Consider the following 24,239-nt stretch of genomic DNA (forward strand, 5'->3'; position numbering starts at 1 on the left):
TAGCACTAACGAATCTGTCGGTCGTTCTCACCACGACTTAATTCAAAAATTAAACAGAAAGTAAACCCAATCCGTAAATGACCCTCGGAGAAAATAAGGAGAACTACAGAATGCAAGTTAAGCACCTTTGCACCGGCATCTCGCTCGTTGTACTGGCTTTCGGAGCTTGCCCGGTCGCCCACGCGCAAAGCAGTGTGACGCTATACGGCATTATCGATGAAGGCTTCGATTACATCTCCAACGTTTCCGGAAAAAGCTTCTATGGCCTAGTTGGTGGTGAAGTGTATGGCAGTCGATGGGGGCTGAAAGGAACCGAAGATCTTGGCGGGGGTCTCAGTGCTGTCTTTCGACTTGAGAGTGGATTCGATCCAAATAACGGCCGGCTCGCTCAGGGCGGCTCCGCTTTCGGCCGTGCCGCGTACGTCGGTTTGGACAGTAAAAGCTACGGTACAGTCACCGTAGGCCGACAATTAAATGCATCTGACGATTTGTGGGCGCCTTTCACTGGCACTGGGTCAATCGGCGACTTCGCTGATCATCCGCTCGACAACGATAACGCTGATTGGTTCGTTCGAAACAACAACACGGTGAAGTACCTATCCCCCACCTTTTACGGGTTGAACTTTGAAACCACGTATTCATTCAGCAACAGCGTCGGGTTTGCAAACAATCGCCAGTACAGCGCAGCAGTCTCATACGCCAATGGTCCTTTCTCGGCCGCTTTGATGTATGTCAGAGCTGACAATCCAAGTGCGACCGCGAACGGCGCAGTATCCTCAGAAACAGCATTTGGCTTTATAGCCTCGAAGCAGCAGAATATCGGTGTTGGGCTGCGTTACACGTTCAGTAATAAAGATAGTGTTGCATTTGCGTATTCTCGGGTTGACGCTTACGCTTTGCCAGACGGCACGCTGGGCAGTAACGCGACTGGTTTAAGCCTCCAGGGACAGAATTCCTGGAAGTTCAATAACTTTGATGTCAGCGCTCAACATTATTTTTCGCCTGCATTGTTGGCAGTCGCGGCGTATGTGTTTACCACCGCAGATGTGAATGCGGCCCAACACAGCGTAGCCAATTTCCATCTCGCCTCCCTCATGCTTAATTACGACCTCAGTAAGCGTACGGCCGTTTACGTACAAGGTGCATACCTCCATACCAATCAGGCGGCAGCCGAGGTATTCGGTGCAAACGTCGCGGGGTTGGGGCTGTCGTCCAGCCAAAATCAGGCGCTTGCGCGGTTGGGTATGACGCACAAATTTTGACGTTCCTTATCAGACTTTCCTAAATTTTCCTTTTGCGGCGGATGCGTGCCCGCTTACCACGCGGGCACTCGTCGTTCATTTAGCGGCATTCGGCGAGATAGGCGTTCGACGAGATCGAAGAGCAGATTGACACTTGGGAAAAAGCCATGACATACGGCTCCGATGCGAGTGACGCCAGGCCGAAGACGACGTCGGACGCTGAGCGTTGGCTTTCTGTTGGCGGCCCGGTCGCCTTTTTGTTGCTGTGGTCGGCCGGCTTTCCGTTGGCCAAGATCGGCTTGCAATATGCTTCACCCCTGACCTTTCTTTCAATTCGCTTCGCGCTCAGCATCGCCGCGCTGATCGTCGTGTGTGCTTTCAGGCGCCCGCGCTGGCCGCGCGACATGCGCAGTTGGCGGTATCTGATCGTCATGGGCCTTCTTGTTCAGGTCATGTATTTCGGCTTGAGCTACCTCGCAATGACGACGGGCATTGCGACTGCCTGGCTAGCGCTCATTGTTTCTTTACAACCCATCCTTGTAAGCATGTTAGCGCCTTCTTTGACGGCTGAACCGATTGGCGTGCGTCAATGGCTTGGTCTGATTCTGGGGCTCTGCGGTTCAGCCGGTGTCATCCTCTCCCGCGGTACGTTGCCGGGGTCGTCTGTTGGACCTGTTTTGCTCGCGATTGGCGCGCTTGTTGGTATTACTGCGGCGATGCTTTACGAGAAGCACGCGGGCACGGCACAGGATCCGCTCACATCAAACCTCGTACAGTATCTAGTCGGTTTCATATGTTGCGCGCCAATGGCTTTAGTCTTTGAACATACCGAAGTGCATTGGAATCTTTCGCTGGCTGCTGCACTCTCGTATCTTGTGATCGGCAATTCGCTTATTGCGATCACGTTATTGCTCGCGTTGACGCGAGCCGGCAAGGTATCACAAGTAGCGGCTTTGTTTTTCTTTGTTCCACCCGGCGCTGCGATAATGTCCTATTTCTTCCTTGGAGAAACGTTGCCCGCGAAAGCGTGGTGGTCAATGAGCCTCGCCGTGTTAGGCGTCGCTATTGCGACATGGAAAGGTCGTGTAAATAGCCGTTAATCCTAAAAGTTCACCTGTAGACAACCGCCGTTGACCAGGCTGGATCCTGATGCTTAGCCCAGTATAAGTCCGTAAGGCGTCGCGTTACCGGACCTACGGTTCCGTCCGCAATGAGCCCGTCGTCGATTCGGGTTACGGGCATGATGCCGCCTGCAGTTGATGTGATAAACACTTCGTCGGCATCTCCTAGGGCCTCTCGCCCTATGTTTCGGGCGACAGCGCTTAATCCCAACTCTTCGCTCAAGTCGAAAACAGTCTGACGAGTGATACCGGGGAGCACACCGAACGCTGGCGTCGCGATCTCCCCATCCTTGACAAGGAAAATATTGAAGCCCGGGCCCTCAGCGACAAATCCATTTGTATCTAAGACTACTGCGGTCTCAGCTCCCATGTCGAAGGCTTCAAAGAGGCCTTTTACAAGGTCCAGCCAGTGATAATTTTTTATTTGCGGATCAACTGACTGAGGAGGGATGCGGACAGTCTCGCTGATGGCGACATGCAAGCCCCGCCGCAATTGCTCATCGCTCGCCACAGCGCCATATGGAACGGCAAAAGCGACGAATCGGTTTTGCGCTTGCCTAGGGTCGCGGCTGAAAGTCGGTGATGAACCGCGCGTGCAAATCATTTCGACGTACGCCGCCCTGAGCCCAGAGAGTGCGACGCAATTTGCCAGAATGGCCGCGATCTGGTCGCTGCAATAGGGTACTTCCATTCGAAGGCGCTTTGTTCCTCGGAGAAATCGATCAAGGTGTTTTTCCAATCGGAAGAAGCGTCCGTTCCACACGTGCACTGTGTCGTACGTCGCGTCCGAGTGAAGAAAGCCCCAGTCAAGCACAGAGATTTTTGCCTCGGACATTGGCAAATACTGCCCGTCCATGAAGGCGACCCCTTGGGGATACCGTCTATCATCGTGGTGTCGATCGACTAGCACGGGAGACGTGGCGTGGATACCGGAGTTTGTGCTGTTCATTTCGTTTCCAACAAGCGTGCGGCGCTTTCCGTTGCGCCGCTTAGTCATTGAGGAAAACATCAACGCGGAAGCTTTCTGACACGCATCTCAAATCATAGGCTAAATCGAACCTTGACACGATTTCGAGGTCTCGGAGAGTTCTAGAACCGGCCAAGCATTCGCTGATACTCCTCGCCTAAAGCTTGATCCTCCATCGTGGCTGGCTTGCCGGCCGCCGGACTGTCTGCCCCCAGGACGGTCTGCCCTGCTCTACCGTTGCTATTGCAACGGTAGAAACATCGCCTGATCAACCTACAACGCCTTCGCGCGTCAGTTCGTCCAAAACCTGCCGGACGGCTGCGGAAGCTATATGGACGATCTCCTCCACCTCCTCTTTCGTCGTGACGAGCGGAGGCGCGAACCCGAGAATGTCCCCGTGGGGCATCGCGCGTGCAATCAACCCGCGATCTCGGGCAGCTTTGGAGATTCGCGCTCCGACCTTCATATGCGGTTCGAAACGCGTCTTTCGCTCTCGGTCAGCGACGAACTCGACGGCGCCCATTAAACCCACGCCTCGAACTTCTCCGACTATGGGCAGTTTCCCAAACTCGGCCTCCAGCCGGTCTTGGAAGTAAGCGCCGACGTGACGCGCGTTGCTTGGCAAGTCTTCCTGCTCAACAATGTTAAGAACAGCGTTAGCTGCGGCCGCTCCGATCGGATGACCAGAATACGTATAGCCGTGCGAGAAGGCTCCTACTTTATCGGCACCTTCTTCGATGACGTTGTAGACTTTCTCGCTAATGATCGATCCTGACAGAGGAAAATATGCTGATGTCAGGCCCTTAGCGACGGTAATTAGATCGGGCTCGATTTCGTACTTTTGGCAGCCGAACATTGCTCCTGTGCGTCCAAAACCTGTGATCACCTCGTCTGCTATGAGAAGGATGTCATATTTCTTGAGCACCGCCTGAATAGCTGCCCAGTAGCCCTCCGGCGGTGGCGTGATACCACCCGTTCCGAGGACCGGTTCGCCGATAAAAGCTCCGACAGTGTCAGGACCTTCCCGCAAGATCAAAGCCTCCAGTTCTTCAGCGCGTCGTGCCGAGAACGCAAGCTCCGTTTCTCCAGCCTCAGCGCCCCAGTAATGATGAGGAACACCTGTGTGAACGATGCCCGTCACGGGCAGATCCATATAGTCATGGTAGAAGCTCATGCCGGTCATCGAACCGGAAACGACGCTACAGCCGTGATAGCCACGCTGGCGTGAAATGATCTTCTTCTTGGTGGGCTTTCCACGAAGATTGTTGTAGTACCAGACCAGCTTGGCGTTCGTTTCGTTCGCATCTGAACCCGACAAGCCATAGAACACCTTGCTCATCTTACCGGGAGCCATCTTCACGAGGCGGTCCGACAAAATGGCAAGTTCGTCGGTCGTGTGCGCAGCATAACTGTGGTAGTAGGCAAGTCGGTACGCCTGTCGCGAGATTGCATCAGCGACTTCCGTGCGGCCGTACCCGACGTTGACGCAGTACAACCCGGCGAACCCGTCGATATACTCACGACCCGATGCGTCTCTAATCCGGATTCCTTTTGCGGACTCGACGATAGTAGGGTCGCCTGCTTTGCCTGTCGCGAAGTCCTTGAGTTGCGTGAAGGGGTGAAGCACCGACGCTTTGTCAAGAGCGGAGATTTCCTGGATGTTGATTGTCATATAGCTACCCTATTTCATTTGGTCAGTTGGCCGATACACGTGTACTTGGCTTCAAGGTAGTCGAGCATCCCGTAACGAGATCCTTCCCTACCAAGACCAGACTGTTTCCAGCCACCGAAGGGAATCGGCGCACCGGTAAATTTCGGTGTGTTCACCGCCACCATTCCATATTCGAGGCTGTTCGATAAGTGCATCGCTCGCCGGAGATCGGACGTGTACACGTAAGCGGCGAGACCCATCTCGCTGTTGTTGGCTCGTGCGACCACCTCCGTTTCGGTATCGAAAGGCATGATTGCAGCGACGGGCCCAAAGGTCTCCTCCGTAGCTATTAGCATTTCGTCTGTTACATCCGAGAGGACGGTAGGCGTCACGAAGTTTTCGCCCAGCGGGTTGTCAATGCCACCGACGACAAGAGTTGCCCCCGCGGCGAGTGCTTGCGAGATTTGATCGCGGCACTTTTCTGCAACCGACTTACGGGTCATCGGCCCAATACGGACGTTCGGCTCGAGGCCGTGGCCTACTTTGAGTCCTGTCGTCGCCTTCGCAAAGGCATCCACGAAAGCGCTATATATACCTCGCTGCACGTAAATTCGATTCGCAGCCAGGCAGTCCTGACCGGACGTCGCGAATTTGGCGCTGATGCATCCTGTGACGGCTGCCTCCAGAGGCGCGTCGTCGAAGAGAATGAAGGGAGCGTGACCCCCCAATTCGAGCGAGGCTTTTTTCACTGTCTCTGCAGCTTGAGCGAGAAGGATGCGGCCAACGTGCGTGGATCCCGTGAAAGAGAAGGCGCGCACCTCCTTATGCTCCAAGAGACGCTTCGCTAAGGGTGCCGCTTCGCCCGTGATCACTTGAAACACTCCCGGAGGAAGTCCAGCTTCTACGCCGAGCTTGGCGAGTGCAAGCGCAGACAATGGCGTTTCAGGCGCGGGTTTCACAATCATCGTGCATCCCGCTGCCAAAGCGGCACCCGCTTTTCTCGTGATCATCGCGCTTGGAAAGTTCCAAGGGGTGATGGCCGCAGTGACGCCAATTGGTTGCAGCTCGACGAAAAGCCTGCTGCCCGGCAAGTGACTTGGGATTGTTTCTCCGTATGCCCGTTCACCCTCAGACGCGAACCAGTCAAGGAAAGAAGCGGCATAGGCGATTTCCCCCCGAGCTTCGGCCAAAGGCTTCCCTTGCTCCGCCGTCATGATGACAGCGAGATCGTCGGCGTGTGCACGCATTAGGCGGCCCCACGAACGCAGGATGTTCCCTCGCGAGACGGGTGTTTGCTGACGCCAATCTGCAAACGCGCGGCGGGCTGCAACTACTGCGTCGTCCACCGCATTTAAGGGACACGATGCAACGTCGAGCAGGTGCTCACCCGTCGCGGGATCGAGCACGGGAACAATCTCCGAATATTCGACCCATTCACCCGCGATATAGGCACGATGTTCAATAAGGTCGGGTCGTTTCAGTTGACGCAGTGCAGCCGCAGCAAGGTCTTTCATGATTCTCCGAATTCTTTCGCAGTGTTTGATTCAGGTAATGTACCTGCCGAAAAAGTCTGGTTGACCGCGTTAGGAGGGGTTGGTACGCTGGAATTCGGCGAACCAACGGCGGCACGCGCCCAAAAACTGCATGGCAAATTTAGACAGGATCGACGCGGCGATTCTCCAAAGAATTCAGAAAAACAACCGCTTGACGTCTGATGAGTTAGGCAGCGTTGTTAATTTGTCGGCGTCAGCGTGTCAGCGACGGCTTAAGCGCCTTCGCACTGACGGGGTTATCGAAGCTGAGGTCGCTATCGTCTCGCCCAAGGCGCTCGGTAGAGCAATCACTATGGTCGTGCTTGTCTCGTTGGAGCGGGAAAGGGCCGATATCGTAGATCGATTCAAGAAAGCGTTGCGCTCAACTCGAGAGGTCATGATGGGTTTCTACGTGACGGGAGACGCAGATTTCATGCTCGTGGTGACAGCAAAGAGCATGGAAGACTACGAATTGTTTACTCGGCGCTTTTTCTACGAAAACCCTGACATCAAGGGGTTTAAGACGATGGTGGTGATGGATCGAGTGAAAGCGGGATTTGAGTTTCCGATCGACCTTGATGATCCGATGTTCGGCGACGCATAGGCAGATCGCCGCCAAGCTTCCAGCGTTATTTCGGCTGTTCGTGATTTCGACCGGAAACGGCCGGTGCCTTGGGTTCTTCCGGCCTGATGTTTATCGTCTGGAACCACTTCGCGTGCCACGCATAGGGCGCACCGGCATCGCGTTCTGCAATTTCTCTTATGCGGCACTGAAGGCTTGAAGGCTTCCGCCGGTTGGAACCTGAGCAAGAAAAGGACGCACCGTCAGGTACAAGCCCTGTCTCGGTGATTATTGAAACGCCTGACCGCTTGCCTTTCGCTTATCCGACGACCTCTTTCAGCGCGATTTTTTGCTCGATTTCTTGCGTCGACATTCCCTGCATTGCCCACGCGACGATGTACTGCCCTGTAACGTCCAAGACATGGTTGTTACCAAGCCCTTCGGCGCGGATAAGAGTGACATCGTGCCCCAGCGCCTTCGCAGTTTGGTAATAATGCTCTAGATTTAGAAAAAGCGCAGCCTTATCCTTCTCGTCGCCGATGATAAACAAACGACGTCGGTGGTTGGTCGCGACTTCATGCAAATGCGCCACCGGGTCGTAGATGTCAGGGCCTCCGTCGTATCCGCTGCGCGTCAGGCTACCGTTGCGCAAACCATCAAGAGATAAGCAGGCGGCAGAAAATGCAACACATTCAACGTCTGGAAACTGGGTAAGCAAATAACTGGCTACGCTGCCGCCACCCGATTGGCCTGCGATCCCATAGCGCTTGATTTTGTAGCGCTCGAGCAGATGTCGAACCGCACCCGCAACCAATTGCAATTCGCGCGTTTGACGAGCTGAACTGTGTTGGCCGGAAGACCCATATAGTCCCGGCCGGGCGATCTTAATGAATGGCATTCCGAGCGAAGACGCTGCCATCTTCGCGTAGGAGTTTTGCCTCGCTACGCTATTGTCATCGTAGCTAACAACTTCCCCAAACCATAGACGATCTCCGTGTATGTAAAAAACCGCCATCGGAGTTTCATCGGTAAGGCCCGACGACCAGTAGCGGATACAGTCGCCTGACCCATCGACCTCTACCCATATGCCGTTGCCGCGCGCCCGGCACTCAGCCTCGGTGCATGTCGGCACACCTTCCACAACGCTGGTAACGGCAAAGATTTCGTCGTAGATCGGCTGTTTCTTTGACATGGTATGTCGCTGCTCCTAAAAATCACCGATAAGATTTACTCGCTCGATACTAGCGGGAAAAGCAGTCGCTTCAACTTGTCCTAGTGCAGGCTGCTACTCAATTAGAGAAGAATGCCGCCGACTTGGCTCGGCAGCCTGGCCCACCGCCGTGCTTTCAGTGCCCGTGATCGGGCGTTTCAGTTATGTTGGCCGTCACGAGGCTTGCAGCGTTCCTATATTGCAGTGGCGCGCGGACTGCATCAGACACAGCGTGCACGATAGCCGAACTCATTGCGGGCCCTGAACCGTTATTGTCGAACGCGAAACTTCGAAGTCGAATTTTGACTCAATCCATCGATTCGTATGCCGATTCCCCACGCGGAAGGAAATTTCGGCTTGTATGGAATTGATGACGGAGAGGACGTTAAAACGCCCGCGCGAAGCGGGCGTTGAAGCAGTGAGCCATACCGCTCGAGGCGACTAGGCTGCCGACAGTCGGTTACGGCTTCGCCGCATCGTCAGCTGCATCCTTCAGATCTTCCTTGGCGTCGCCCAACTCCTTGCGCGCTGCGCCCTCGACCTGTTGCGCGTCGCCCTTCGCTTCCTGCGCGGGATCGTTCGTCACTTTGCCGACGCCTTCGTTGATCTTGCCTTTGATCTTCTCCCCGACGCCCTTCACCTGGTCTTCATTCATGGTCGCTCTCCGGTTTGCCTTGGCATGCAGGCACAACGAAGTCGGCGCAAATAGGGTGCCGCGTCGTGGCCCGTAAGCGTCGGCGTCGCAGTGCCCATTTTCACTAGTGAAAATCGCCCTCGTCCCGCTTTCCAAAGACCGCAACCGTTGATGACGAAGAGGACAGGTAAGGTGCCGTCGTGGGCCCCACAGGCGTCGCTCCGCTTCCTGCGTCGCAGTGCCCATTTTCACCAGTGAAAATCGCCCTCTTCCCGCCTTTCCAAAAACCGCACGGTTGATAACGAGAGTTATCACGGGTGTTCTGTTTTTCGCGCCACGCGCCGGACGTGGCTGCCGTGGCCTCGCATTCCCTCGCAACGCGACGATCGCCATCGAGTTGCAGTCGTTCCGCACGCACGGGACGTCAGACGAATGCTCTTAGCGAGTCTTGTCATCCATTTTCTCAAGCGCTGGCAACAGGATCGAGTCGAGTAGCTGTTGCTTGCTCTTGACGTTGGTGTTCTTGTAGACGCGCTCGAACATGTCGCGCGTGTGTTGGCTGACGCGCCATTGAATCTGTTGGTGCTTGTCATACGCGACGTGCTCGGCCGGGTTTGCTCGCTCGACCACAGCGACTTCTGGCACGTTGACGGGAGGAGTAACTGCGACCGACGGAGCGGCGGTAGCTGAAGCAGTGACAGCGGACGGAGTGGATACGACCGACGGAACGTCATTCGCCGTCGCGTCTTCTCGCACGGGTGAAGCAGCATCAACCGGTGCTTGCGGGGGCTGCTCTGCCGGATCTGCGTTAATCGCCGCACGGCGGTCATCCGCACCCTGAGCGAAGCGTTCCATTGCCTCGCGATCAACAACGCGCTTCGGCTTCTTGAAGGTACTCATCTCATGATGTCCTGTGCAAACAGTTGAATCTCAGCGGCCGCGAGCGACCGCGCCTTGCTTTTCTTCTTGACCTCGACGACACCAAGTCCGTCACGCAGCGCATCCTTGTAGATCTGCCGGAACCCAATTGAATGGTTCACCAGGTCGATTTCTTCATAGTCTTTAAGGAACTCGCGTGCTTCCTTGTAGTGCTTCTGCGTAGGGTGGTACGTGAGCATGCTCAACAGCCCGAATGTCTTCAGGTCTTCGTTGAGCCCCTTGGCGAGACCGATGACCTCGTTCATGTGATCGAGCGTTTCGAGATCTGCCTGACTGGCGGCAAACGGAATGAAAGCAACATCGGCAGCTGCTAATGCCGTCCGCGTCTCCTGCGTGTCGCCCCCGCCTACATCGACGATCACAAGCTGGTAACGGTTGGCGAAGTCGGTGATGGCGTCGTACACCTTCCCGGTCTTCTGGGCGATGTGGATCTTCGGAATCTTCGCGCCTTCCTTGATCGCGTCGTCCCGACGATCGATCCAGTTTTTCGACGTTGCTTGCTCGTCGCAATCGACGATCAGCACATCGACGCCCTCGCCAGCGAAATGTGCGGCCAGGTTGGTGCACACCGTGCTCTTTGACGTGCCTCCTTTTTCTCCGCAGATAACTATGACTTTCACCGGTAGCGTAATGTCAGTCACTATACCCCTCCATTGTATTCGATAGCAAATGGTAGCAATTGATAGGATACGGTAGCGTCCGCTCTGATATCAGGCGCATTCCCGTTGGGCGGAGCTCGTGATGCCGATAAGTTTTCATTGTCGCGTCCACCATCGTGTTGTTGCTCCTGTGCACAGTCATCGCTTCGCTATGCCGTGGCGTCGGGGGACTGAATGGCGGAGAGCCGTTCGACCTCCTTCTCCAGATCCGCTATGCGCGCATGTGCGGCTTCAACTTGCGCGGTCGTCTTTTCCTGCGCAATCAGCACCTCGTCACGGTCGCGCCGGTATCGCTCGGCCAGCGCCTCGGCCGATTCCGCGCGGCCCTGAAGGATGCCGTGCTCGCTGTGAAGGCGATTGACCTGTCCCTGCATGCTCTGCATTGTGATCGTGAGCGTCCGATTCTCGTCTTCGACTTTCCCTCGCAGCTCGCGATCACGCGCCGCTGCTGTCTTGTAATCATCGGCAACGACGAGCAACCGGCGCTGCTCGGCTTCAATCCGGTTCGATGCCTTCTGAAGGTCTTCGATCGTGCGGTGAAGCTTAGTGATTTCTTCGGTTCGTCTGCGCTCCGCTTCGGCGGCTTGTTGTTCAAGTTGCTGGAGCGCCTTCTCGCGCTCGACGCGTGCCGCCTTTTCGCCCGCAAGCTCAACAGCGAGCGCTTCCCGCGCTTCGCTTTCGGCTGCGGCACGCTGCCGAGTGGTGTCGATCTCAGCGCGCGCCTCGCGTAATTGGTCGAAGGCTTGGTTCTGACGCGCTTCAGCGTCGCGGATCTGCTCTTCTGCCTGGGTGCGGAACTCCGCAAGTGCGGCTTCCGCTTGGGAAAGAGCGTTCTCCCATACCTTGCCCGCCGCGTCCGCAAAGATCTCAAGCAGGAACGGGGGAAGGTCCGGACGGTCGAGCTTGATCGCCGCGTTATCGCGGATGGTCTGCCAGAAACGGTTGATTTCCGCCAAGGCTGTCCCGGTGCTCGGCGAGCGCCCATCGGCGCCAAGTAGAGCGACGAGCCGCGCCGCGCCGGCCCGCTCGCCAAACTTGAAGAACAGTACGTGGATCAGCGCCTGAAGCTGCTCGCGGTAGTCGCCTCGGTACGGGTGCTCGCGGCGAATCCTGATCACCTCTTCGCGGATCTGATCCTCGACGCCCAAGTCGGAGGGGCGGTTCGTGCTCTGTTTCATATCATTTACGGTGATAGCGATTGCTAGCATTCGCTAGCAAAGCGTAGCGTCGTCAGCGCAAGCCGCGAATTATAGGGGACAAAACTTTCTCGGTCAGCGCGAACGAAAGCGGCAGGAAGCGAAAATCCTTTTAGAACAACGACCAGACGCGTCATATTGAAGCTTATCCACAGGTCTCTCAACAAAAATCGTTGAAAACTCCTCTCCCCAAGCTAACGGGAACGATCGTATGGTAGCAATTGGTAGCGTAGCAACATTGCGCGGGGAACATGGAGCGAGAACGAGCGTCGGCACGGGTCGCACGGCAGGAGGGAGGCATGTGTTTCCGGCCGCTACCAACGTTTAGCCCACTAACCTTACGCTACGATAGCGAAGGAGCAACGCTCCCGAAAGTGTCCGGTTTCTCATTGCGCAGGCAGGGGCGGGAGGCGCCTAGCTGGGCGACCCAACGCTACCCTACGGTAGCAAATGGTAGCAACGGTTTATAGCAGAACCTCCAGCGCCTCGCCGTCAGCTAGCCTACTCAACGCTACCGTACGGTAGCAAATGGTAGCAATAACCGCCTCCGGCAACGGGCCCAGCGAGGTCTTCCCGATGCTACCGTACGGTAGCAATTGATAGCTTGTTTCGAGTTCTCGTCTCCCTCCCCCGGCATTGGTTGAGGGGGAGGATCGGATCGTCGTGGGGGTGCCGAATGCTTCGCCGTGTTGAACGGTTCAGCGCTATTTCGCTATGACGTAATACGTCATGAACATGACTAACGGTTGAGCTTATCTGACATAAGCGCTATTATGTCATCTAACGGCACAAGACTGAGGCAGATGGTTCGCAATCCGTGAAACATCAGTCCGGAAACCACCGCCAGGCCCATACTGCGCAACGCTTTCAAGGAATCGCGCAATTTGCCGTGAAACATGATTTGAATTTCGTATCATTACTGTGATGCGAGAATTGACAACCGTTTAGGGTCCACTGGTGACCTCTTAGGGGCTAAGCATGGCGATGGCATTGAACTCGCTCCGCGCGATCGCGGACCAGAAGACGCTCGGCGTCGGCAAGGACAACATCTTCAAAATCGATCCGCGCGTCATCAAGATCGAGCAAGGGTTCAACATTCGCTTCGAGACACCCCGCCGACGTGCGTACATCGACGATATGAAAGTGGCTTTCCGCGCCGGAGCGACCTTCCCTCCGCTGCGCGTGCGCGCTGAGGACGGCGAGGTCATCCTGGTGGACGGTCACAACCGACTCCAGATGTATCAGGAACTGATCGAGGAAGGCGCAGAGATCCTTTTCGTGCTGTGCTTGGAATTCCGCGGCAACGAGGCGGAACGTGTTTCGCACATGACGGCGACGGGCAAGCAAGGTCTTCAGATCCTCGCGCTGGAAGCTGGTCACGGCTATCGCCGCCTGACGAATTGGGGCTGGCCGGTCCAGCAGATCGCGACGCGGGACGGCGTTTCCGACACTTACGTCGAGCAGTGCATCATGCTTGCCGAAGCGCCGATCGCCATCCAACAGATGATCGTCCGCGAGGAAGTCGCGTGCCACGTGGTCGTTGACGTCTTGCGAAAGCACGGCAAGCGGGCACATGAAGTTCTCGTCGCTGGCCTCGAACGCGCCAAAGCGACGGGCGGGAAAAAGGTCACGACCAAGACGCTGAACGGGCCGGCGATTCCGCGTCTGGTGGTCGATAAGGTCGTATCGTCTCTCGACACCTTCTACTCGCGGCTGTCGGAGACGGATCGCGAACAGCTTCAAACAGTGTTGGACGGCAACGACTCGGAACTGGAAGGCCGATCGATTACGCTGTCGGCGGCAAGCCTGAAGGCGCTATTGGACGCACGTGCGGAAGTCCAGAACGTCTACGCAAAGGCCGACCAGCGCAACCAGAAGCGGGCGGCTCGCGCGGCGAAGGAAGCGGCGGGCGCCGACGGTGCCACGGAGTCTGACGACTCGAACGAGCCCGACGAGGAATTCAGTATCGACAGCGCTGTCGCGGATCACTTCACTCAAGCCGCGTGACAATGCGGGATCTCACGACCACACCCAATCAGGCGTTTGCGCTCGCTCGCAGCGCGACCCTGCCGCCGTCGCTCGACGGTAGCCAGGGTGACAACCGTGGCACCGGCCGACAGCAAATCGCGGCCGGCACCGATTGGGATGCCATACGCGTCTGGCTCGGACAGTACCGCGATCAGGAAAAGACCTACGCGGCATACGAAAAGGAAGTCGTGCGCTTCTACGTATGGGTCATCGCGACATTGAGCAAACCTCTGTCATCCGTGGTCTTCGAGGATTGGGAGTTGTACACGGCTTTTCTCGGCGACCCACAACCGGCGTCACTCTGGATCGGGACAAAACGCGGGCGGCTGACGAAAGACGGATCGCTCTCAAAGGAATATCGCCCGTTCGCCGGGCCGCTCTCGGCGAACAGCATCCGGTATGCGCAAGGCGTGATTTGGTCGATGTTCGAGTGGCTGCGAAGTGTCGGATATCTAGCGGGCAACCCGATCATCATCGCTCGCGGCCGTCGCAAGCGCGCTGCGCGATCGCCATCGCGCTTCCTCACCGAGGATCAGTGGCGCGCGGTCCTCGAGGCGATCGAAGAGTTGCCGCGTGGGACGGTCGCGGAGCAACGCGTATATGCGCGTTGGCGATGGATCGCGACGCTGTTCTACATAACGGGCGTTCGTACGGCCGAGGCAATCGACGCGACTATGGGCGGCTTCTCTGCCGTTCGGGACCGCGAGCAAGGTAGGAACCGCTATTTCCTTACTGTCATCGGCAAGGGTGACAAGGAGCGGTCGATCCCCTTACCGGATTCCTTTTTGCCCGAGATCACGCGGTACAGGCGTGCATTCGGCATGTCGGACTGGCCTGCGGCGGGGGAAGCCACGCCGCTCGTGTTTTCACTGCGTACGAAGTCGGGCTTTCGGCGACTGACGCGCCAGTCGATGTGGGCGTTGTTCAAAGAGCTTTTCGAGCACGCCCACGCGGTATTGTCGCGGCGCGACCCGGAAGGCGCGGCCAACCTTCTCGCTGCATCGACGCACTGGATGCGCCATACAGCGGCCACCGACATGCTGAACAGCGGAGCGGACTTGCGCACCGTTCAAGCGATTCTTGGACACGAAAGCATCGCGACGACGTCGATCTACTCCCACGCCGAGGACATCAAGCTCCACCGAGATATTGATGGCAAACATGGCATCGACTGGTCGGGCAAGTCAGACGGCATGTGAGCGACCCTCGCCACGTGTTGCTTGTTTTTGTCTAACAGGCGGCCTACAACCGATGGAAAGCATCTGCGTGGCGAGAGGGGATCATGGCGCTCACGGCGGTACGTCTGACGAAACTGCGAAACTTGTTTGCCGTGGCGTTCGTGCTCTTCGCGTTAATCACGGCTCTCCTGCTTGGGACCGAATCGCTAACGGAGAGATCTAATCCTCCAAGCAAAAACAATGAAGTCGTACCCAAGGCGAAGCCCGACGCTACGCAAAGTGAGACGCCCCTCAAGACCATTGCGCCACTATGTCTTCAACTAGTGCAAAAGTTGGAAGCAAGCAGCCCGGCCAGTGTCCAATTGGAAACTTATCAGCAGTGCATCGACCTAGCAGTTGGAAACGTGCCCCCCTCATCAAATACCGCCGAGAGTCCGTCTACGCCTCCTGTCGGTCCCGTGATTTCAGGTGCGTCCGCACTCATCGCCGCCCTTTGCACCGGGGTGACGACGTTAATGGCGTGGCGCAAAGGGCGGCATGAACTCGAAACAATGCGGTTAGAAAACGAAAAGCTTCGACGCAAACTAAATGCAGACGCGTCGGCCGAAGAATCTAAAGTGACACCGCTTATCAGGCGACGCAATCGACGCGGCTAACCGACAAGCGGTTACCGCGGTATCGCGCTAAAGAAGGGTTATCGATAGCCGACCGGAGGGCCAAAAATGTCGACACTTAGACGCCGCATCGAAGTCGCTCGCCAAACGCTACTTTGGCTTGCCGTAGCAACGGCGATCTTCGGCAGCGGCCTGCGAAGTGTCACATTATCCAACAACCTCGGTGCTATTGATCCCGGAACTGTGGCGCTCGTCACATCGGCAACGACGTTTCTAGGATTCGTCATAACCACGGTGATTGCCCTTCGTAAAGAAAGGCGCGAGTCCGCGCGCGCAGACGCCGAACTGGAGAAAGTACGGCTGGAAAACGAGAAGCTACGCGCAGAGCTTGAGTCAAGAAAAGACGAGCCCGCGCGCCGACGCGTCAAGCGCCCTTTGTGAGTCAGGCTGCGAGGGGTGGCCCAAGCCACGACAGCGCCGTCTCAAGCTCCTCGATCTCACGCTTGAAGAATCGCGAGCCGGATATCTTGCGACGCAAGAAGCGCGTATTGAGCGTGAACAGCACGAGCCGGACCGTTCCGGTAGGCCGGTCCCATAAGGGCATCGGACAGGCCGAGCGCCAGGCGCGAGCGAGCATCAATTCGAGATCGTGTATCCGCAGGCTTGCGCGTTGCGCGAATTTTTTTCATAGTTTGGTCGTTAATACTTTCGATTCGTCAATGTGGCTCAGTGGATTCAAGCACTTCCCTCGGTAGAACTTGGCCCCTAGGAACGGTGATGTCCATCTGAGTATCAGTGTGAATTTTAGAAGAAAAACCCAAGGCGCTGCAAACCTCGTTGATTGCATTAAACGCGCTATCGTCAGCACTTTCAAAGGTGGTCGAGTTGAAGGATTCACTCGGCCGAAGGGCTCTGATAATCTCTTTTCCGCATTCTCTTGTTCTATGGATTAGATCTTGTATTTTAGTGTGATTCCATTCAACATATTCGGAACGGATAGTGTCATTCCCGGTGTGTATTACGGCAGTAACATCAGAAGCGTACGGCGACTGGCATGGACCATTATTCTTTTTCGAATGGGTTTTAAAGATCAAATACATGGATCTAAGACAACCGTTTGTCTCAGCAACCGAAGAATTGAAACGCACCATACCGGTGAACGAGATCACGAGAAAATTTACCGTTCGTTCTTTTGCCCTGTCGTTGATTGGCCTGCCATACTGGCTAAGGGCTCGACTCAACTGTTCGGTCGACGCGTAGATTGTAATATAGGCTTTAATGTATTCGTCCATGGCCTTCTCAATCTGCTCGGATGAAAGGCCGTTTGATATGACGTCGTCAATATTCGAAGCACGGACTTCCCAGGAAGATAAGTTTGCTTCATAAAGATCCAGTGAAGCTCTGAAATGCTCCGCGATCCCGGCCCGGTGCGCCGCCGCCTCATCACTGCTTTGTTTAATGTACGAGATCCCACTACCAACAACGCCTGTCAAAAGGAAACCGATGACAAGGAGCGTCAGTGGGTGGCGAGTGAGAGCGTTAATCCGTGCGAAGCGGGAGGTTTGCGATCGTTGGAAGCGCCGCATGTTCAGCTTTCGCTTAACGATCTTGTTTTCTCGGCCAAAAAGTAATCTCATAGGGCAGTCTCCAAGATCAACGGTCGCCGTCGCGGATGTGCAGCGATATCATGGAGCGCCTGCTCCATTTTTCGAGATCTAGCGCTACTGCAATATCACTTGCAGTGGGAAAACAAAACAATCCGACATAGAACGTAGTCGTGAACGCAGGTGCACATTTTGTTGACAATGCGCGGCGTGTCTAGCAACCAGGGTGTCTTCCAGATTAGATGCCGGAGCGCTATTCTGCGACTGCTGTGAAGTCGCAGTCGCTTCGATCATGAATCTTTCGCCTAACGGCAAAATGAATAGCAAGCTGCGGCTCTCCGCGTCTGTCGCGAACAGCGTTTGTGTCAAGGAGCATCTATGCGCCCCATTGATCTGGACGCCACTATCGGCACTTGGGCGATCGGCGCTTTACGCTGAAGTCTTCGTCGCCGGCTTGGCCGCCGCTACAAACGCCTGGGCGGGAGCGACAGGCTCACCAGCTCGCGAAGTCTTGAACACGTCCATAGCGCCGCGCAACTGCGCGGCCTGCTCTGAGCAAGCGGCGGCGGCGGCTGCATCGGACGAGCGCCGCATTTGTTAAGCGTTGTCGCCCGACTGCGCAAATAGCAGGCGCTGACCGGCCCACGTGAGCGGTATTTGGCATAACAGAGGGCGACCGGTGACTGTGCGATGGGTCGCGCGCTCGCAAGGCGACTCGTCGCAACACGGATACCCCAACATTCTTCGCAACGCGACATTCACATGAAACTAAAATCCTGCCCCAATGTCGTTGGCCTAAGCCATCGTTTGGCTTCGAGTGCCGAGGCATCGAACAGGTGAATAAGGCTATCGGCCAAATGGACGAGGTGACGCAGACTTGCCGCGAAGCGCTGATGCCCAGCACGCTGCGCGACTGCGTCAGCCAACCGACAGGGTCGATTTGTTCACTTCATATGCGCCCTTGGTCTCTCGCGGCGTCTATGCGGCTCGTCGCACGCCCCGCCAGCCGCCACCGCCTAACGATAACGAACGGCCATCACATTGCCAACGCCGGGATTTTAACGTATGGTTGCAATCATACACATCTGCACAAAGCCAAGATGCCCTACATTAACAAAGTAATCCTGGTCGGCGAACTGTCGGCCGACGCTGAAGGCCGCTCGCGGCCGAACAGCACCGAGGTGATCGCAAACCTGCGCGTGCAGACCCGTGAGCGCTTTCCCGATCGCGCGACCGGAGAAACGCGCGAAGTGAGCGACTATCACCGCGTCGTGGTTTTCGGCCGTCTCGCCGAACAAGCACGCTCCCTCAAGAAGGGCACGTTTGTGAGCGTCGAGGGCCGCATTCGGACGCGCAAGTATCAGGTCGATGGTCAGGACCGGTACATCACCGAAGTCAACGCGGACAAGCTGGACTTCGACCTGCCGGCCACCGGCAATGACGTTTCTCGAAGCGGCGACGATTCGAATGATTCCGGCCATACCGGCAACGAGCCGCCGCTCGACGACGATCCTCTTGGCCCCCCGTTCTGATCGTGGCGACTCACCCTGATAGCGGCCGGACCCCGGTCGCTTACTTCCATATCGTCGGCGCGTCCGGGAAAGATCTTGGATGGGTAGGCTTCTGCGAAGCAATCAACCAGGCGATGGTGCCGGTCGTTCTTCACCCTGGTGGTCTTGACGCGGCCGAAAAGCGGGCCCTGACGGACCCGCCGAAGGTAGTGAGCGTCTACAACGGTGATGGCTATGTTCCGCATGACTGGATGCGTCGTGCAATGACCGCTGAGCGCGATCTGTTCGTCATCGATGCAATGCGTCTCGCTGCCGAGAAGGCGAAGACGTCGGACACTCAATCCGGCAGTGGCGATAATCCCTGATTGCCCCTCACGAAAAGAAACATGATGAAGAAGGTCAAATCGTCCGCTCTCGCAATCGCCATGTTCGGTGTGGCGCTAGCCGCGCCTGTTGCCCATAGCGGCGAATCGCACGAGAAGGCGTACTACGCACATCACCTCGATGAGGCCGAGAAGCGCAGCATTTGGTGCAACCACGTGATGTTGACTCGCGGCGTCCTCTCCACGTCGGAAATCGCCGATTGCAAAGCGGCGGAAAAAGCCGTGCACGAGCGCAACTTTCCGGAGTACGTGCCCGGCAAAGGCAAAGCGTGGTCGAGCGCAGGGGGTACGAACTAACATGTCGTTTGATCCCCGCGTCACCTTGAATGAGATCGCTCGGACAGGCTTACTTGGCCGTTTGACGGCCGAGGAAGACGGATTCCTTACGTTCGAGCGTGCGCCTTTACTGCTGTCAACGAAAGAAGAAGCCACCGCGCGCGCTGGTCGGGCCATATGGCTGGATGAGCCGGCCGGTTGGTTCGCGGCGAGCGGCTCTGACATTAACTCGCTTGCGGGTTGGATACCAGACTGCATTGCCGCTCGTCCTTTCCTCGCAACAAGCTCGGCGTCCTGCTGGAAATGCGGGGACTCGACCCCGGTGCACTGTCTCGCGTTACCGCAAGGCCATCTGTCGCTTGAATTCCGAGATGGCGATGAGGACGACGGCGAAACCGAGGGTGCCGTGGAATGGAGGCTTGCCGATTGCGGAACATTCATCAGTAACCTGACGCTCGTCAACGGAAGCGTTCAGCGATACCTGAAGGCAGCGTGCCCGAGCTATTACCTTGACTTCAGCAAGAAGGCTGAGGGCAACTACTTCATGAACCACTGCAAGCACTGCGGTGCCAAGCTCGGCGACTTTTTCATGCATAACGAGCCTGGCGGCGCATTCTTTCCCACGACGGAGGGGGAGGCGAGAAGCATCACGCTGCGCTCGATTGACGCTACATTACTAGCCTGCGGAGGCACTTCCGTCCAGTCTCCCGACTACATGCCGTGCTGCACCGTTCAGCGCTGACGGTCGTTCTTGTCCAGCAGATCGAGCCGCTTGTTCGACTCTTGGACAAACGACAGAGCATCATCCAACGCTTGGTTAGCCCTCCCTGTTGACGCTTGCACGCGCTCTAACGCTTCCATCAAATCCGCCCGCGATCGATGGCGCGGTGATGCAGCTTCAGCAACGAACACTTCTCCGCGTTCGACGTCGAACGTGACAAGCTCTCGACGTCCGTCCGGATACTCTTTTAGGCACATACGCTCGGGTGTGTCCGCTTCCGTGTAATAGATCGGATTCCCTGCGGCCAGGTGCGCCTTTGCAGCAGCACCATCGTCGTCTGCTAGTGGTCCGCGTCAAACGGATTGCATCTTATTAAGCTTGGCCCTGGCACGCGTGACTTTCGCGAGGATGTCAGAGGCCTTTGCTGTCCAGATGAACGGTTTCGGATGGCGGTTATGTTGCTGCACGTACTGCTCAATCGTGCCGATCAATTCGGGGACCGAGCGGAACGCCGAACGTCGCAACTGGTTCACTGACAAGTCACGAAAGAAGCGTTCAACCATGTTGAGCCATGAGGCACTGGTGGGCGTGAAATGCATGTGAAATCGTGGGTGTTTGGCAAGCCATGCTTGTACCTCCGGGTGCTTATGGGTTGCATAGTTATCAGCGATCAAATGCAGTTCCTTGTTCTTAGCCGTGTCACGATCGATCTTGCGCAAGAAGCTTAGCCACTCCTGGTGACGATGTTTGGTCTTGCACTCGCTAATGACACTCCCATCGAGCGTGTTCATCGCGGCAAAAAGCGTCGTCACTCCATTGCGTTTGTAATCGTGCGTCATCGTTTGCCCGCGACCTCGCTTAAGCGGCAATCCCGGCTGGGTCCGGTCAAGCGCCTGGATCTGGCACTTCTCATCGCAGCACAGGACCAAGGCGTGCTCCGGGGGATCGAGATACAGCCCGACGATGTCCTCGAGTTTCTCGGCGAAGTGCTTGTCGTTCGATACCTTGAAGCTCTCTAACCGATGCGGCTTGAGGCCGTGCGCTTGCCAAATGCGACGCACGCTCGCCGCACTTACACCGGCCACCGCTGCCATGCTGCGTGTGCTCCAATGCGTGGCGTTGTCCGGACGCTGCTGTGTCGTCAGCGCCACCACGGACTTAACCTTGCGCGCGGAGATCTTCGGCTTGCGCCCGGGTCGAGTCTCATCCCGCTCGATCCCCGTCACCCCGTCAGCGATAAAGCGGCCGCGCCAGCGCGCTACCGTGCCGCGCCAGATGGTCAGTTCCGCACCGATCTCTTTGTCTGTTTTGCCCTGTGCTGCGAGCAAAATCATCTTGGCGCGCTCCGCGAGTCGAACCGGGATCGTCCGGCCAGTAGCCCACATCTCTAACTGTTTGCGTTGTGCTTCGCTTAACTCAACTTTAGCCGCGATTCTCATGAGTTCTCCCTCCATGAAACCAGAGACTCATAAATCTCGATTAAGTTGCATTATTTATGACGCACTACACTAGCTGGCGCTCGAACGCGTCCCAATCGGCGTCGCTTGGGTTTTCGAAGTTCATGCCTTTTCTCCAATTTCGCGGGCATGCACGCCCGCGATTTCGCTACCTTCGGCACCGCCAACTCCGAGTCAAATGCCGTTACTTGGGTGCCGGTCCGTTGGCGTGACTCTTCGGGGTTTCATCGACCGGCTCAATCTTGCCGTGTTTATAGCGATAGCTGATCGCCTGTTCCTGCCCCTCGCGGAACGCGGCGTTCGCCGTCAATTGGCGATCGTGCAGAACGAGTTGCCCGGCGACCTCCTGCAAGACATGCCAATCAGTGACGCGCAGAACCGTACCCACGTAGTCTTTTCCGTGCACCGCCTCCGCGGTTTGGACAGTGCGGCCGTCTGACACAACACCCGAAAGCAGCTTGCGGGACCACAGTCGGCGCATATATGGGTCTGTCAGCTTTTCAGCCACCCACGGCACCAGTGCGTCCTCGACGGGAAATTCGACATCATCGTCAGCCTTTGTCGCGACGATCCGCAAATTGCCCGGCTCTTCCGAGTTGTCGAGCACAGTCGCCTGATCGGCGTGCTCGAAAGCGGCCGGCAAAAGATCCATCGTTGCCGCATAGCGACGTCGGATCGCGTCAGGCTCGACAGCGTGGCCTCCATCAGCCACGCGCCCGGCGACACGCCGCACGTTGATCTCCGGATCTTCCGTCGTGACGAAAAAGAGAGAGACACGATAGCCGAGCGCTTTTGCTTGCGTCATGAGCGCGACCTTCTCCGGCGTTGACATGACCGTTTCGAACGCAAAATCGCGGCCCTCGCGCAACGCCTGAAGGCGACGCTCCTCCGCAATCTGTGCTGCTTTCAGATTGCGCTGAAGATAATCGGGGATCTCGGTTTGGAGGCTGCGGGCGATGTCGTCGGCGTTGATGTATTCGCCCGAGAACTGCTCGGGATCACCGACGACTGCCTCTGTGATGGTGGATTTCCCCGAGCCGTTCGGCCCGGCAAAAATGATGACTGCGGGAATTCCTTTTTCTTCGTCGTTCGTGGTCATGCGACTTTGAGAGGTTTACGCTTCGCGCTTGACGCGCCGACGCTCACCTTGACGACCTCCCCGGACACTTCGGTCGCAGCCTCTTTCGGCTCGCGTACGACGTAGGCCGGCTGGATGCCCTTCTCTTCAAGGCTGCGAACGGCCTTCTTTACGGCCGCATTGGCGCGCGACAGAAACGCTTCGCTGGTCATATAACGGCCGAGTTTGTCAGCAGGCATGATCCACTCCGTTTGAGCACCTTGTTGACATTATACGCCCCGGCATGCTATTCGCGCATGTAGAAAAAGCGCGCAAAGCCCACGTTTGTGGGGGAGCCGTCACACGGACGGCTCCACTGCGGCTATGGTCGCATGCTCATTGCGGAGACATGTGGCAACGGCTCCGTCACGGTCGGCACCACGTCGCCAGAATCGACGTCGATCATCCAGGGCGACTTTTCCATGACTTGAGTGATCCGCTCGTGCAGATCGACCGTGTGAGGCTGATCCTGGCCCATGGCGAATGCTCTCTCCAGCCCTTGAACCCGGTCATCGAGAGCGCGATAGTCGGCACGAGTGAGATCGTCAGTGCCGATATCTCGCCAGGCGTACGGCAACTCCTGATCGGTCGCTACCACTACCTGCGAGATGTCGATCTGCGCATCGGGATCAAAGCTCGGATCGGTGCCGTCATGCCACCGGAAGGGATAGTTGATAACCACACGTCCACCCGACAGTAGAAGTCCCTTGGCCGAGCATTCGATCGAAACACGACGCATGCGATGCGACAACCGTGACGGGGATTGGCATCGGCCCATGAGTTGCCTCCAACCGGCTCTCGCGCAACGAGTACAGCGAGCTTTCTATGTCCGCCCGACGATTCGCGTCCAGCGAGGTCCCAACAAGAGGCGACTTCGGTGCGCTTAACATGTACTCGCACCATGCGATCTCGGCGTCGATTTCACTGATCGTTTCCGGATAGTTGTCCGCTCCCAAGCGCGCGCTGTCGCGAACGCGCAGCGAAGACAAATCCAGGTCGCGCTCGATGATGGCCGTACGGTCGAGCGACGACGGTTCCACGCATACATGAAAACTGCCTGCTTCGTGGTCGTATCCGGCCAACTTGAAACCCATCGACGTCAGCATTTCCGCTTCGTCACTACTAGCCGGGATACGGCCAAAAAGCTGATTTCCCTTCTTCACGAGCAATAGCTCGGCGAGAGCACGCATCTTGTCCGGACTATGATCAGCAAGGGTCACGAGGCGCATCATCGCCGACTTTGCAGGGAACCTTTCCCTGCCGCCCGTCAGGGTAAAAAGCGTATCGGGCACGGCATCAAGTGGACGCTCGCTTGTCCACTGCACGCGTTTCTCGTCCGGAAGACGGTCGAGAGATAGGAATTGCACACTCTCCTTTTCGTCGCGGTATTCCCACGCCTTTGCCGTCGCAATCTGCGACGCGATAGCGGCCTGAAGGTCTGCATCTGCGACCCATCGAATGAGATGTTCGCGGCCACGCTCCGCCACTCTCAACTTCACGAGTGAGCCATCGCGCGCGATCGGCTCAACGAGACAGTTCACCGTGTGTCCGTTGTATCCATCTGGCAAGCAGACGATCAAAGACGCTATGTGTTCGTCTGCTGTCTTCTGATTCAAGTTTTCCATTTTGCGTTCCTAT

General features: G+C 56.8%; 25 protein-coding genes. 10 read left to right on the forward strand and 15 right to left on the reverse strand.

The window, feature by feature from the left end:
* The first annotated feature begins 110 nt into the window (after positions 1-110).
* Together IAG25_RS33010 and IAG25_RS33015 are read left to right on the forward strand one after the other, a co-directional pair.
* A complete protein-coding gene (locus IAG25_RS33010; protein ID WP_187608619.1) occupies positions 111-1,262 on the forward strand; it encodes a porin in 1,152 nt (383 codons plus the stop codon).
* A 146-nt stretch (positions 1,263-1,408) separates the two neighbouring features.
* Complete coding sequence (locus tag IAG25_RS33015) at positions 1,409-2,341, forward strand: DMT family transporter (RefSeq protein WP_187608620.1); 933 nt, start codon at positions 1,409-1,411, stop codon at positions 2,339-2,341.
* A 10-nt stretch (positions 2,342-2,351) separates the two neighbouring features.
* Here IAG25_RS33015 and IAG25_RS33020 read toward each other — a convergent pair whose 3' ends face one another.
* The 3 genes from IAG25_RS33020 to IAG25_RS33030 all read right to left on the reverse strand — a co-directional run bounded on the left by IAG25_RS33020 (position 2,352) and on the right by IAG25_RS33030 (position 6,494).
* On the reverse strand, positions 2,352-3,311 hold the full coding sequence (locus IAG25_RS33020) for an aminotransferase class IV (protein ID WP_187608621.1): 960 nt from the start codon (positions 3,309-3,311) through the stop codon (positions 2,352-2,354).
* 286 nt (positions 3,312-3,597) lie between these two features.
* Positions 3,598-5,001, reverse strand: coding sequence for an aspartate aminotransferase family protein (locus IAG25_RS33025; protein WP_187608622.1), 1,404 nt, complete (start codon positions 4,999-5,001; stop codon positions 3,598-3,600).
* Positions 5,002-5,015: 14 nt separating this feature from the next.
* On the reverse strand, positions 5,016-6,494 hold the full coding sequence (locus IAG25_RS33030) for an NAD-dependent succinate-semialdehyde dehydrogenase (protein ID WP_187608623.1): 1,479 nt from the start codon (positions 6,492-6,494) through the stop codon (positions 5,016-5,018).
* A 130-nt stretch (positions 6,495-6,624) separates the two neighbouring features.
* On the opposite strand from IAG25_RS33030, the gene IAG25_RS33035 reads away from it, so the two are divergent.
* On the forward strand, positions 6,625-7,116 hold the full coding sequence (locus tag IAG25_RS33035) for an Lrp/AsnC family transcriptional regulator (RefSeq protein WP_187608624.1): 492 nt from the start codon (positions 6,625-6,627) through the stop codon (positions 7,114-7,116).
* 277 nt (positions 7,117-7,393) lie between these two features.
* Here the strand turns inward: IAG25_RS33035 and IAG25_RS33040 are convergent, their stop codons facing one another.
* The 5 genes from IAG25_RS33040 to IAG25_RS33060 all read right to left on the reverse strand — a co-directional run bounded on the left by IAG25_RS33040 (position 7,394) and on the right by IAG25_RS33060 (position 11,694).
* Positions 7,394-8,266: an alpha/beta hydrolase family protein gene (locus IAG25_RS33040; protein WP_187608625.1), complete on the reverse strand. Its 873-nt coding sequence runs from the start codon at positions 8,264-8,266 to the stop codon at positions 7,394-7,396.
* A gap of 478 nt (positions 8,267-8,744) precedes the next feature.
* Positions 8,745-8,939 (reverse strand): CsbD family protein, encoded by a 195-nt coding sequence (locus IAG25_RS33045; protein WP_187608626.1) that lies wholly within the window; start codon positions 8,937-8,939, stop codon positions 8,745-8,747.
* A gap of 417 nt (positions 8,940-9,356) precedes the next feature.
* Positions 9,357-9,818, reverse strand: a complete 462-nt coding sequence (locus IAG25_RS33050) for a hypothetical protein (RefSeq protein ID WP_187608627.1) — start codon at positions 9,816-9,818, stop codon at positions 9,357-9,359.
* Positions 9,815-10,498 carry an AAA family ATPase gene (locus tag IAG25_RS33055; RefSeq protein WP_187608628.1) on the reverse strand — a complete coding sequence of 228 codons (684 nt, stop codon included), beginning with the start codon at positions 10,496-10,498 and terminating at the stop codon, positions 9,815-9,817. Before IAG25_RS33055 ends, IAG25_RS33050 begins: the two co-directional genes overlap by 4 nt.
* Positions 10,499-10,665: 167 nt before the next feature.
* Positions 10,666-11,694 (reverse strand): DNA-binding protein, encoded by a 1,029-nt coding sequence (locus tag IAG25_RS33060; RefSeq protein ID WP_187608629.1) that lies wholly within the window; start codon positions 11,692-11,694, stop codon positions 10,666-10,668.
* Positions 11,695-12,690: 996 nt separating this feature from the next.
* On the opposite strand from IAG25_RS33060, the gene IAG25_RS33065 reads away from it, so the two are divergent.
* From IAG25_RS33065 to IAG25_RS33075, 3 genes are all read left to right on the forward strand, one after another.
* Positions 12,691-13,719, forward strand: coding sequence for a hypothetical protein (locus tag IAG25_RS33065; protein ID WP_187608630.1), 1,029 nt, complete (start codon positions 12,691-12,693; stop codon positions 13,717-13,719).
* Positions 13,720-13,721: 2 nt separating this feature from the next.
* A complete protein-coding gene (locus tag IAG25_RS33070) occupies positions 13,722-14,939 on the forward strand; it encodes a tyrosine-type recombinase/integrase (protein ID WP_187608631.1) in 1,218 nt (405 codons plus the stop codon).
* Between the two features lie 701 nt (positions 14,940-15,640).
* Positions 15,641-15,973 (forward strand): hypothetical protein, encoded by a 333-nt coding sequence (locus IAG25_RS33075; RefSeq protein ID WP_187608632.1) that lies wholly within the window; start codon positions 15,641-15,643, stop codon positions 15,971-15,973.
* A gap of 56 nt (positions 15,974-16,029) precedes the next feature.
* Here IAG25_RS33075 and IAG25_RS33080 read toward each other — a convergent pair whose 3' ends face one another.
* Positions 16,030-16,221, reverse strand: coding sequence for a hypothetical protein (locus tag IAG25_RS33080; protein ID WP_187608633.1), 192 nt, complete (start codon positions 16,219-16,221; stop codon positions 16,030-16,032).
* Between the two features lie 27 nt (positions 16,222-16,248).
* Positions 16,249-17,169, reverse strand: a complete 921-nt coding sequence (locus IAG25_RS33085) for a hypothetical protein (protein ID WP_187608634.1) — start codon at positions 17,167-17,169, stop codon at positions 16,249-16,251.
* A gap of 824 nt (positions 17,170-17,993) precedes the next feature.
* Between IAG25_RS33085 and IAG25_RS33090 the strand changes: the two genes are divergently transcribed.
* Genes IAG25_RS33090 through IAG25_RS33105 form a run of 4 tightly spaced genes read left to right on the forward strand, consistent with a single transcriptional unit; the run spans position 17,994 to position 20,048 of the window.
* Positions 17,994-18,668 carry a single-stranded DNA-binding protein gene (locus IAG25_RS33090; RefSeq protein WP_187608635.1) on the forward strand — a complete coding sequence of 225 codons (675 nt, stop codon included), beginning with the start codon at positions 17,994-17,996 and terminating at the stop codon, positions 18,666-18,668.
* A gap of 2 nt (positions 18,669-18,670) precedes the next feature.
* Positions 18,671-19,012, forward strand: a complete 342-nt coding sequence (locus IAG25_RS33095; protein WP_187608636.1) for a hypothetical protein — start codon at positions 18,671-18,673, stop codon at positions 19,010-19,012.
* Between the two features lie 21 nt (positions 19,013-19,033).
* Positions 19,034-19,327, forward strand: a complete 294-nt coding sequence (locus tag IAG25_RS33100; RefSeq protein ID WP_187608637.1) for a hypothetical protein — start codon at positions 19,034-19,036, stop codon at positions 19,325-19,327.
* Between the two features lies 1 nt (position 19,328).
* Positions 19,329-20,048 (forward strand): hypothetical protein, encoded by a 720-nt coding sequence (locus tag IAG25_RS33105; protein WP_187608638.1) that lies wholly within the window; start codon positions 19,329-19,331, stop codon positions 20,046-20,048.
* 332 nt (positions 20,049-20,380) lie between these two features.
* On the opposite strand, the gene IAG25_RS33110 is transcribed toward IAG25_RS33105, so the two are convergent.
* The 5 genes from IAG25_RS33110 to IAG25_RS33130 form a co-directional block, all read right to left on the reverse strand.
* Positions 20,381-21,466, reverse strand: coding sequence for an IS630 family transposase (locus tag IAG25_RS33110; protein ID WP_187608639.1), 1,086 nt, complete (start codon positions 21,464-21,466; stop codon positions 20,381-20,383).
* Between the two features lie 202 nt (positions 21,467-21,668).
* Positions 21,669-22,583, reverse strand: a complete 915-nt coding sequence (locus tag IAG25_RS33115; protein WP_187608640.1) for a zeta toxin family protein — start codon at positions 22,581-22,583, stop codon at positions 21,669-21,671.
* Complete coding sequence (locus tag IAG25_RS33120) at positions 22,580-22,801, reverse strand: hypothetical protein (protein ID WP_187608641.1); 222 nt, start codon at positions 22,799-22,801, stop codon at positions 22,580-22,582. Before IAG25_RS33120 ends, IAG25_RS33115 begins: the two co-directional genes overlap by 4 nt.
* A gap of 122 nt (positions 22,802-22,923) precedes the next feature.
* Positions 22,924-23,283, reverse strand: a complete 360-nt coding sequence (locus IAG25_RS33125; protein WP_187608642.1) for a hypothetical protein — start codon at positions 23,281-23,283, stop codon at positions 22,924-22,926.
* Positions 23,252-24,226, reverse strand: coding sequence for a hypothetical protein (locus tag IAG25_RS33130; protein WP_187608643.1), 975 nt, complete (start codon positions 24,224-24,226; stop codon positions 23,252-23,254). The genes IAG25_RS33125 and IAG25_RS33130 overlap by 32 nt, the downstream gene beginning before the upstream one ends.
* Between the last annotated feature and the right edge of the window lie 13 nt (positions 24,227-24,239).

It is taken from the genome of Caballeronia sp. EK (assembly GCF_014384845.1).
GTDB lineage: Bacteria > Pseudomonadota > Gammaproteobacteria > Burkholderiales > Burkholderiaceae > Caballeronia > Caballeronia jiangsuensis.

Excerpts from the sequence above, each read along its gene's own strand:
- IAG25_RS33015 (WP_187608620.1), top strand. The coding sequence starts at position 1,409 with ATGACATACGGCTCCGATGCGAGTGACGCCAGGCCGAAGACGACGTCG.
- IAG25_RS33020 (WP_187608621.1), bottom strand. The coding sequence starts at position 3,311 with ATGAACAGCACAAACTCCGGTATCCACGCCACGTCTCCCGTGCTAGTC.
- IAG25_RS33120 (WP_187608641.1), bottom strand. The coding sequence starts at position 22,801 with ATGCCTGCTGACAAACTCGGCCGTTATATGACCAGCGAAGCGTTTCTG.
- IAG25_RS33090 (WP_187608635.1), top strand. The coding sequence starts at position 17,994 with ATGGACGAGGTGACGCAGACTTGCCGCGAAGCGCTGATGCCCAGCACG.
- IAG25_RS33115 (WP_187608640.1), bottom strand. The coding sequence starts at position 22,583 with ATGACCACGAACGACGAAGAAAAAGGAATTCCCGCAGTCATCATTTTT.
- IAG25_RS33075 (WP_187608632.1), top strand. The coding sequence starts at position 15,641 with ATGTCGACACTTAGACGCCGCATCGAAGTCGCTCGCCAAACGCTACTT.
- IAG25_RS33130 (WP_187608643.1), bottom strand. The coding sequence starts at position 24,226 with ATGGAAAACTTGAATCAGAAGACAGCAGACGAACACATAGCGTCTTTG.
- IAG25_RS33110 (WP_187608639.1), bottom strand. The coding sequence starts at position 21,466 with ATGAGAATCGCGGCTAAAGTTGAGTTAAGCGAAGCACAACGCAAACAG.
- IAG25_RS33050 (WP_187608627.1), bottom strand. The coding sequence starts at position 9,818 with ATGAGTACCTTCAAGAAGCCGAAGCGCGTTGTTGATCGCGAGGCAATG.
- IAG25_RS33025 (WP_187608622.1), bottom strand. The coding sequence starts at position 5,001 with ATGACAATCAACATCCAGGAAATCTCCGCTCTTGACAAAGCGTCGGTG.
- IAG25_RS33070 (WP_187608631.1), top strand. The coding sequence starts at position 13,722 with ATGCGGGATCTCACGACCACACCCAATCAGGCGTTTGCGCTCGCTCGC.
- IAG25_RS33045 (WP_187608626.1), bottom strand. The coding sequence starts at position 8,939 with ATGAATGAAGACCAGGTGAAGGGCGTCGGGGAGAAGATCAAAGGCAAG.
- IAG25_RS33065 (WP_187608630.1), top strand. The coding sequence starts at position 12,691 with ATGGCGATGGCATTGAACTCGCTCCGCGCGATCGCGGACCAGAAGACG.
- IAG25_RS33030 (WP_187608623.1), bottom strand. The coding sequence starts at position 6,494 with ATGAAAGACCTTGCTGCGGCTGCACTGCGTCAACTGAAACGACCCGAC.
- IAG25_RS33010 (WP_187608619.1), top strand. The coding sequence starts at position 111 with ATGCAAGTTAAGCACCTTTGCACCGGCATCTCGCTCGTTGTACTGGCT.
- IAG25_RS33040 (WP_187608625.1), bottom strand. The coding sequence starts at position 8,266 with ATGTCAAAGAAACAGCCGATCTACGACGAAATCTTTGCCGTTACCAGC.
- IAG25_RS33035 (WP_187608624.1), top strand. The coding sequence starts at position 6,625 with ATGGCAAATTTAGACAGGATCGACGCGGCGATTCTCCAAAGAATTCAG.
- IAG25_RS33105 (WP_187608638.1), top strand. The coding sequence starts at position 19,329 with ATGTCGTTTGATCCCCGCGTCACCTTGAATGAGATCGCTCGGACAGGC.
- IAG25_RS33085 (WP_187608634.1), bottom strand. The coding sequence starts at position 17,169 with ATGAGATTACTTTTTGGCCGAGAAAACAAGATCGTTAAGCGAAAGCTG.
- IAG25_RS33060 (WP_187608629.1), bottom strand. The coding sequence starts at position 11,694 with ATGAAACAGAGCACGAACCGCCCCTCCGACTTGGGCGTCGAGGATCAG.
- IAG25_RS33080 (WP_187608633.1), bottom strand. The coding sequence starts at position 16,221 with ATGAAAAAAATTCGCGCAACGCGCAAGCCTGCGGATACACGATCTCGA.
- IAG25_RS33100 (WP_187608637.1), top strand. The coding sequence starts at position 19,034 with ATGATGAAGAAGGTCAAATCGTCCGCTCTCGCAATCGCCATGTTCGGT.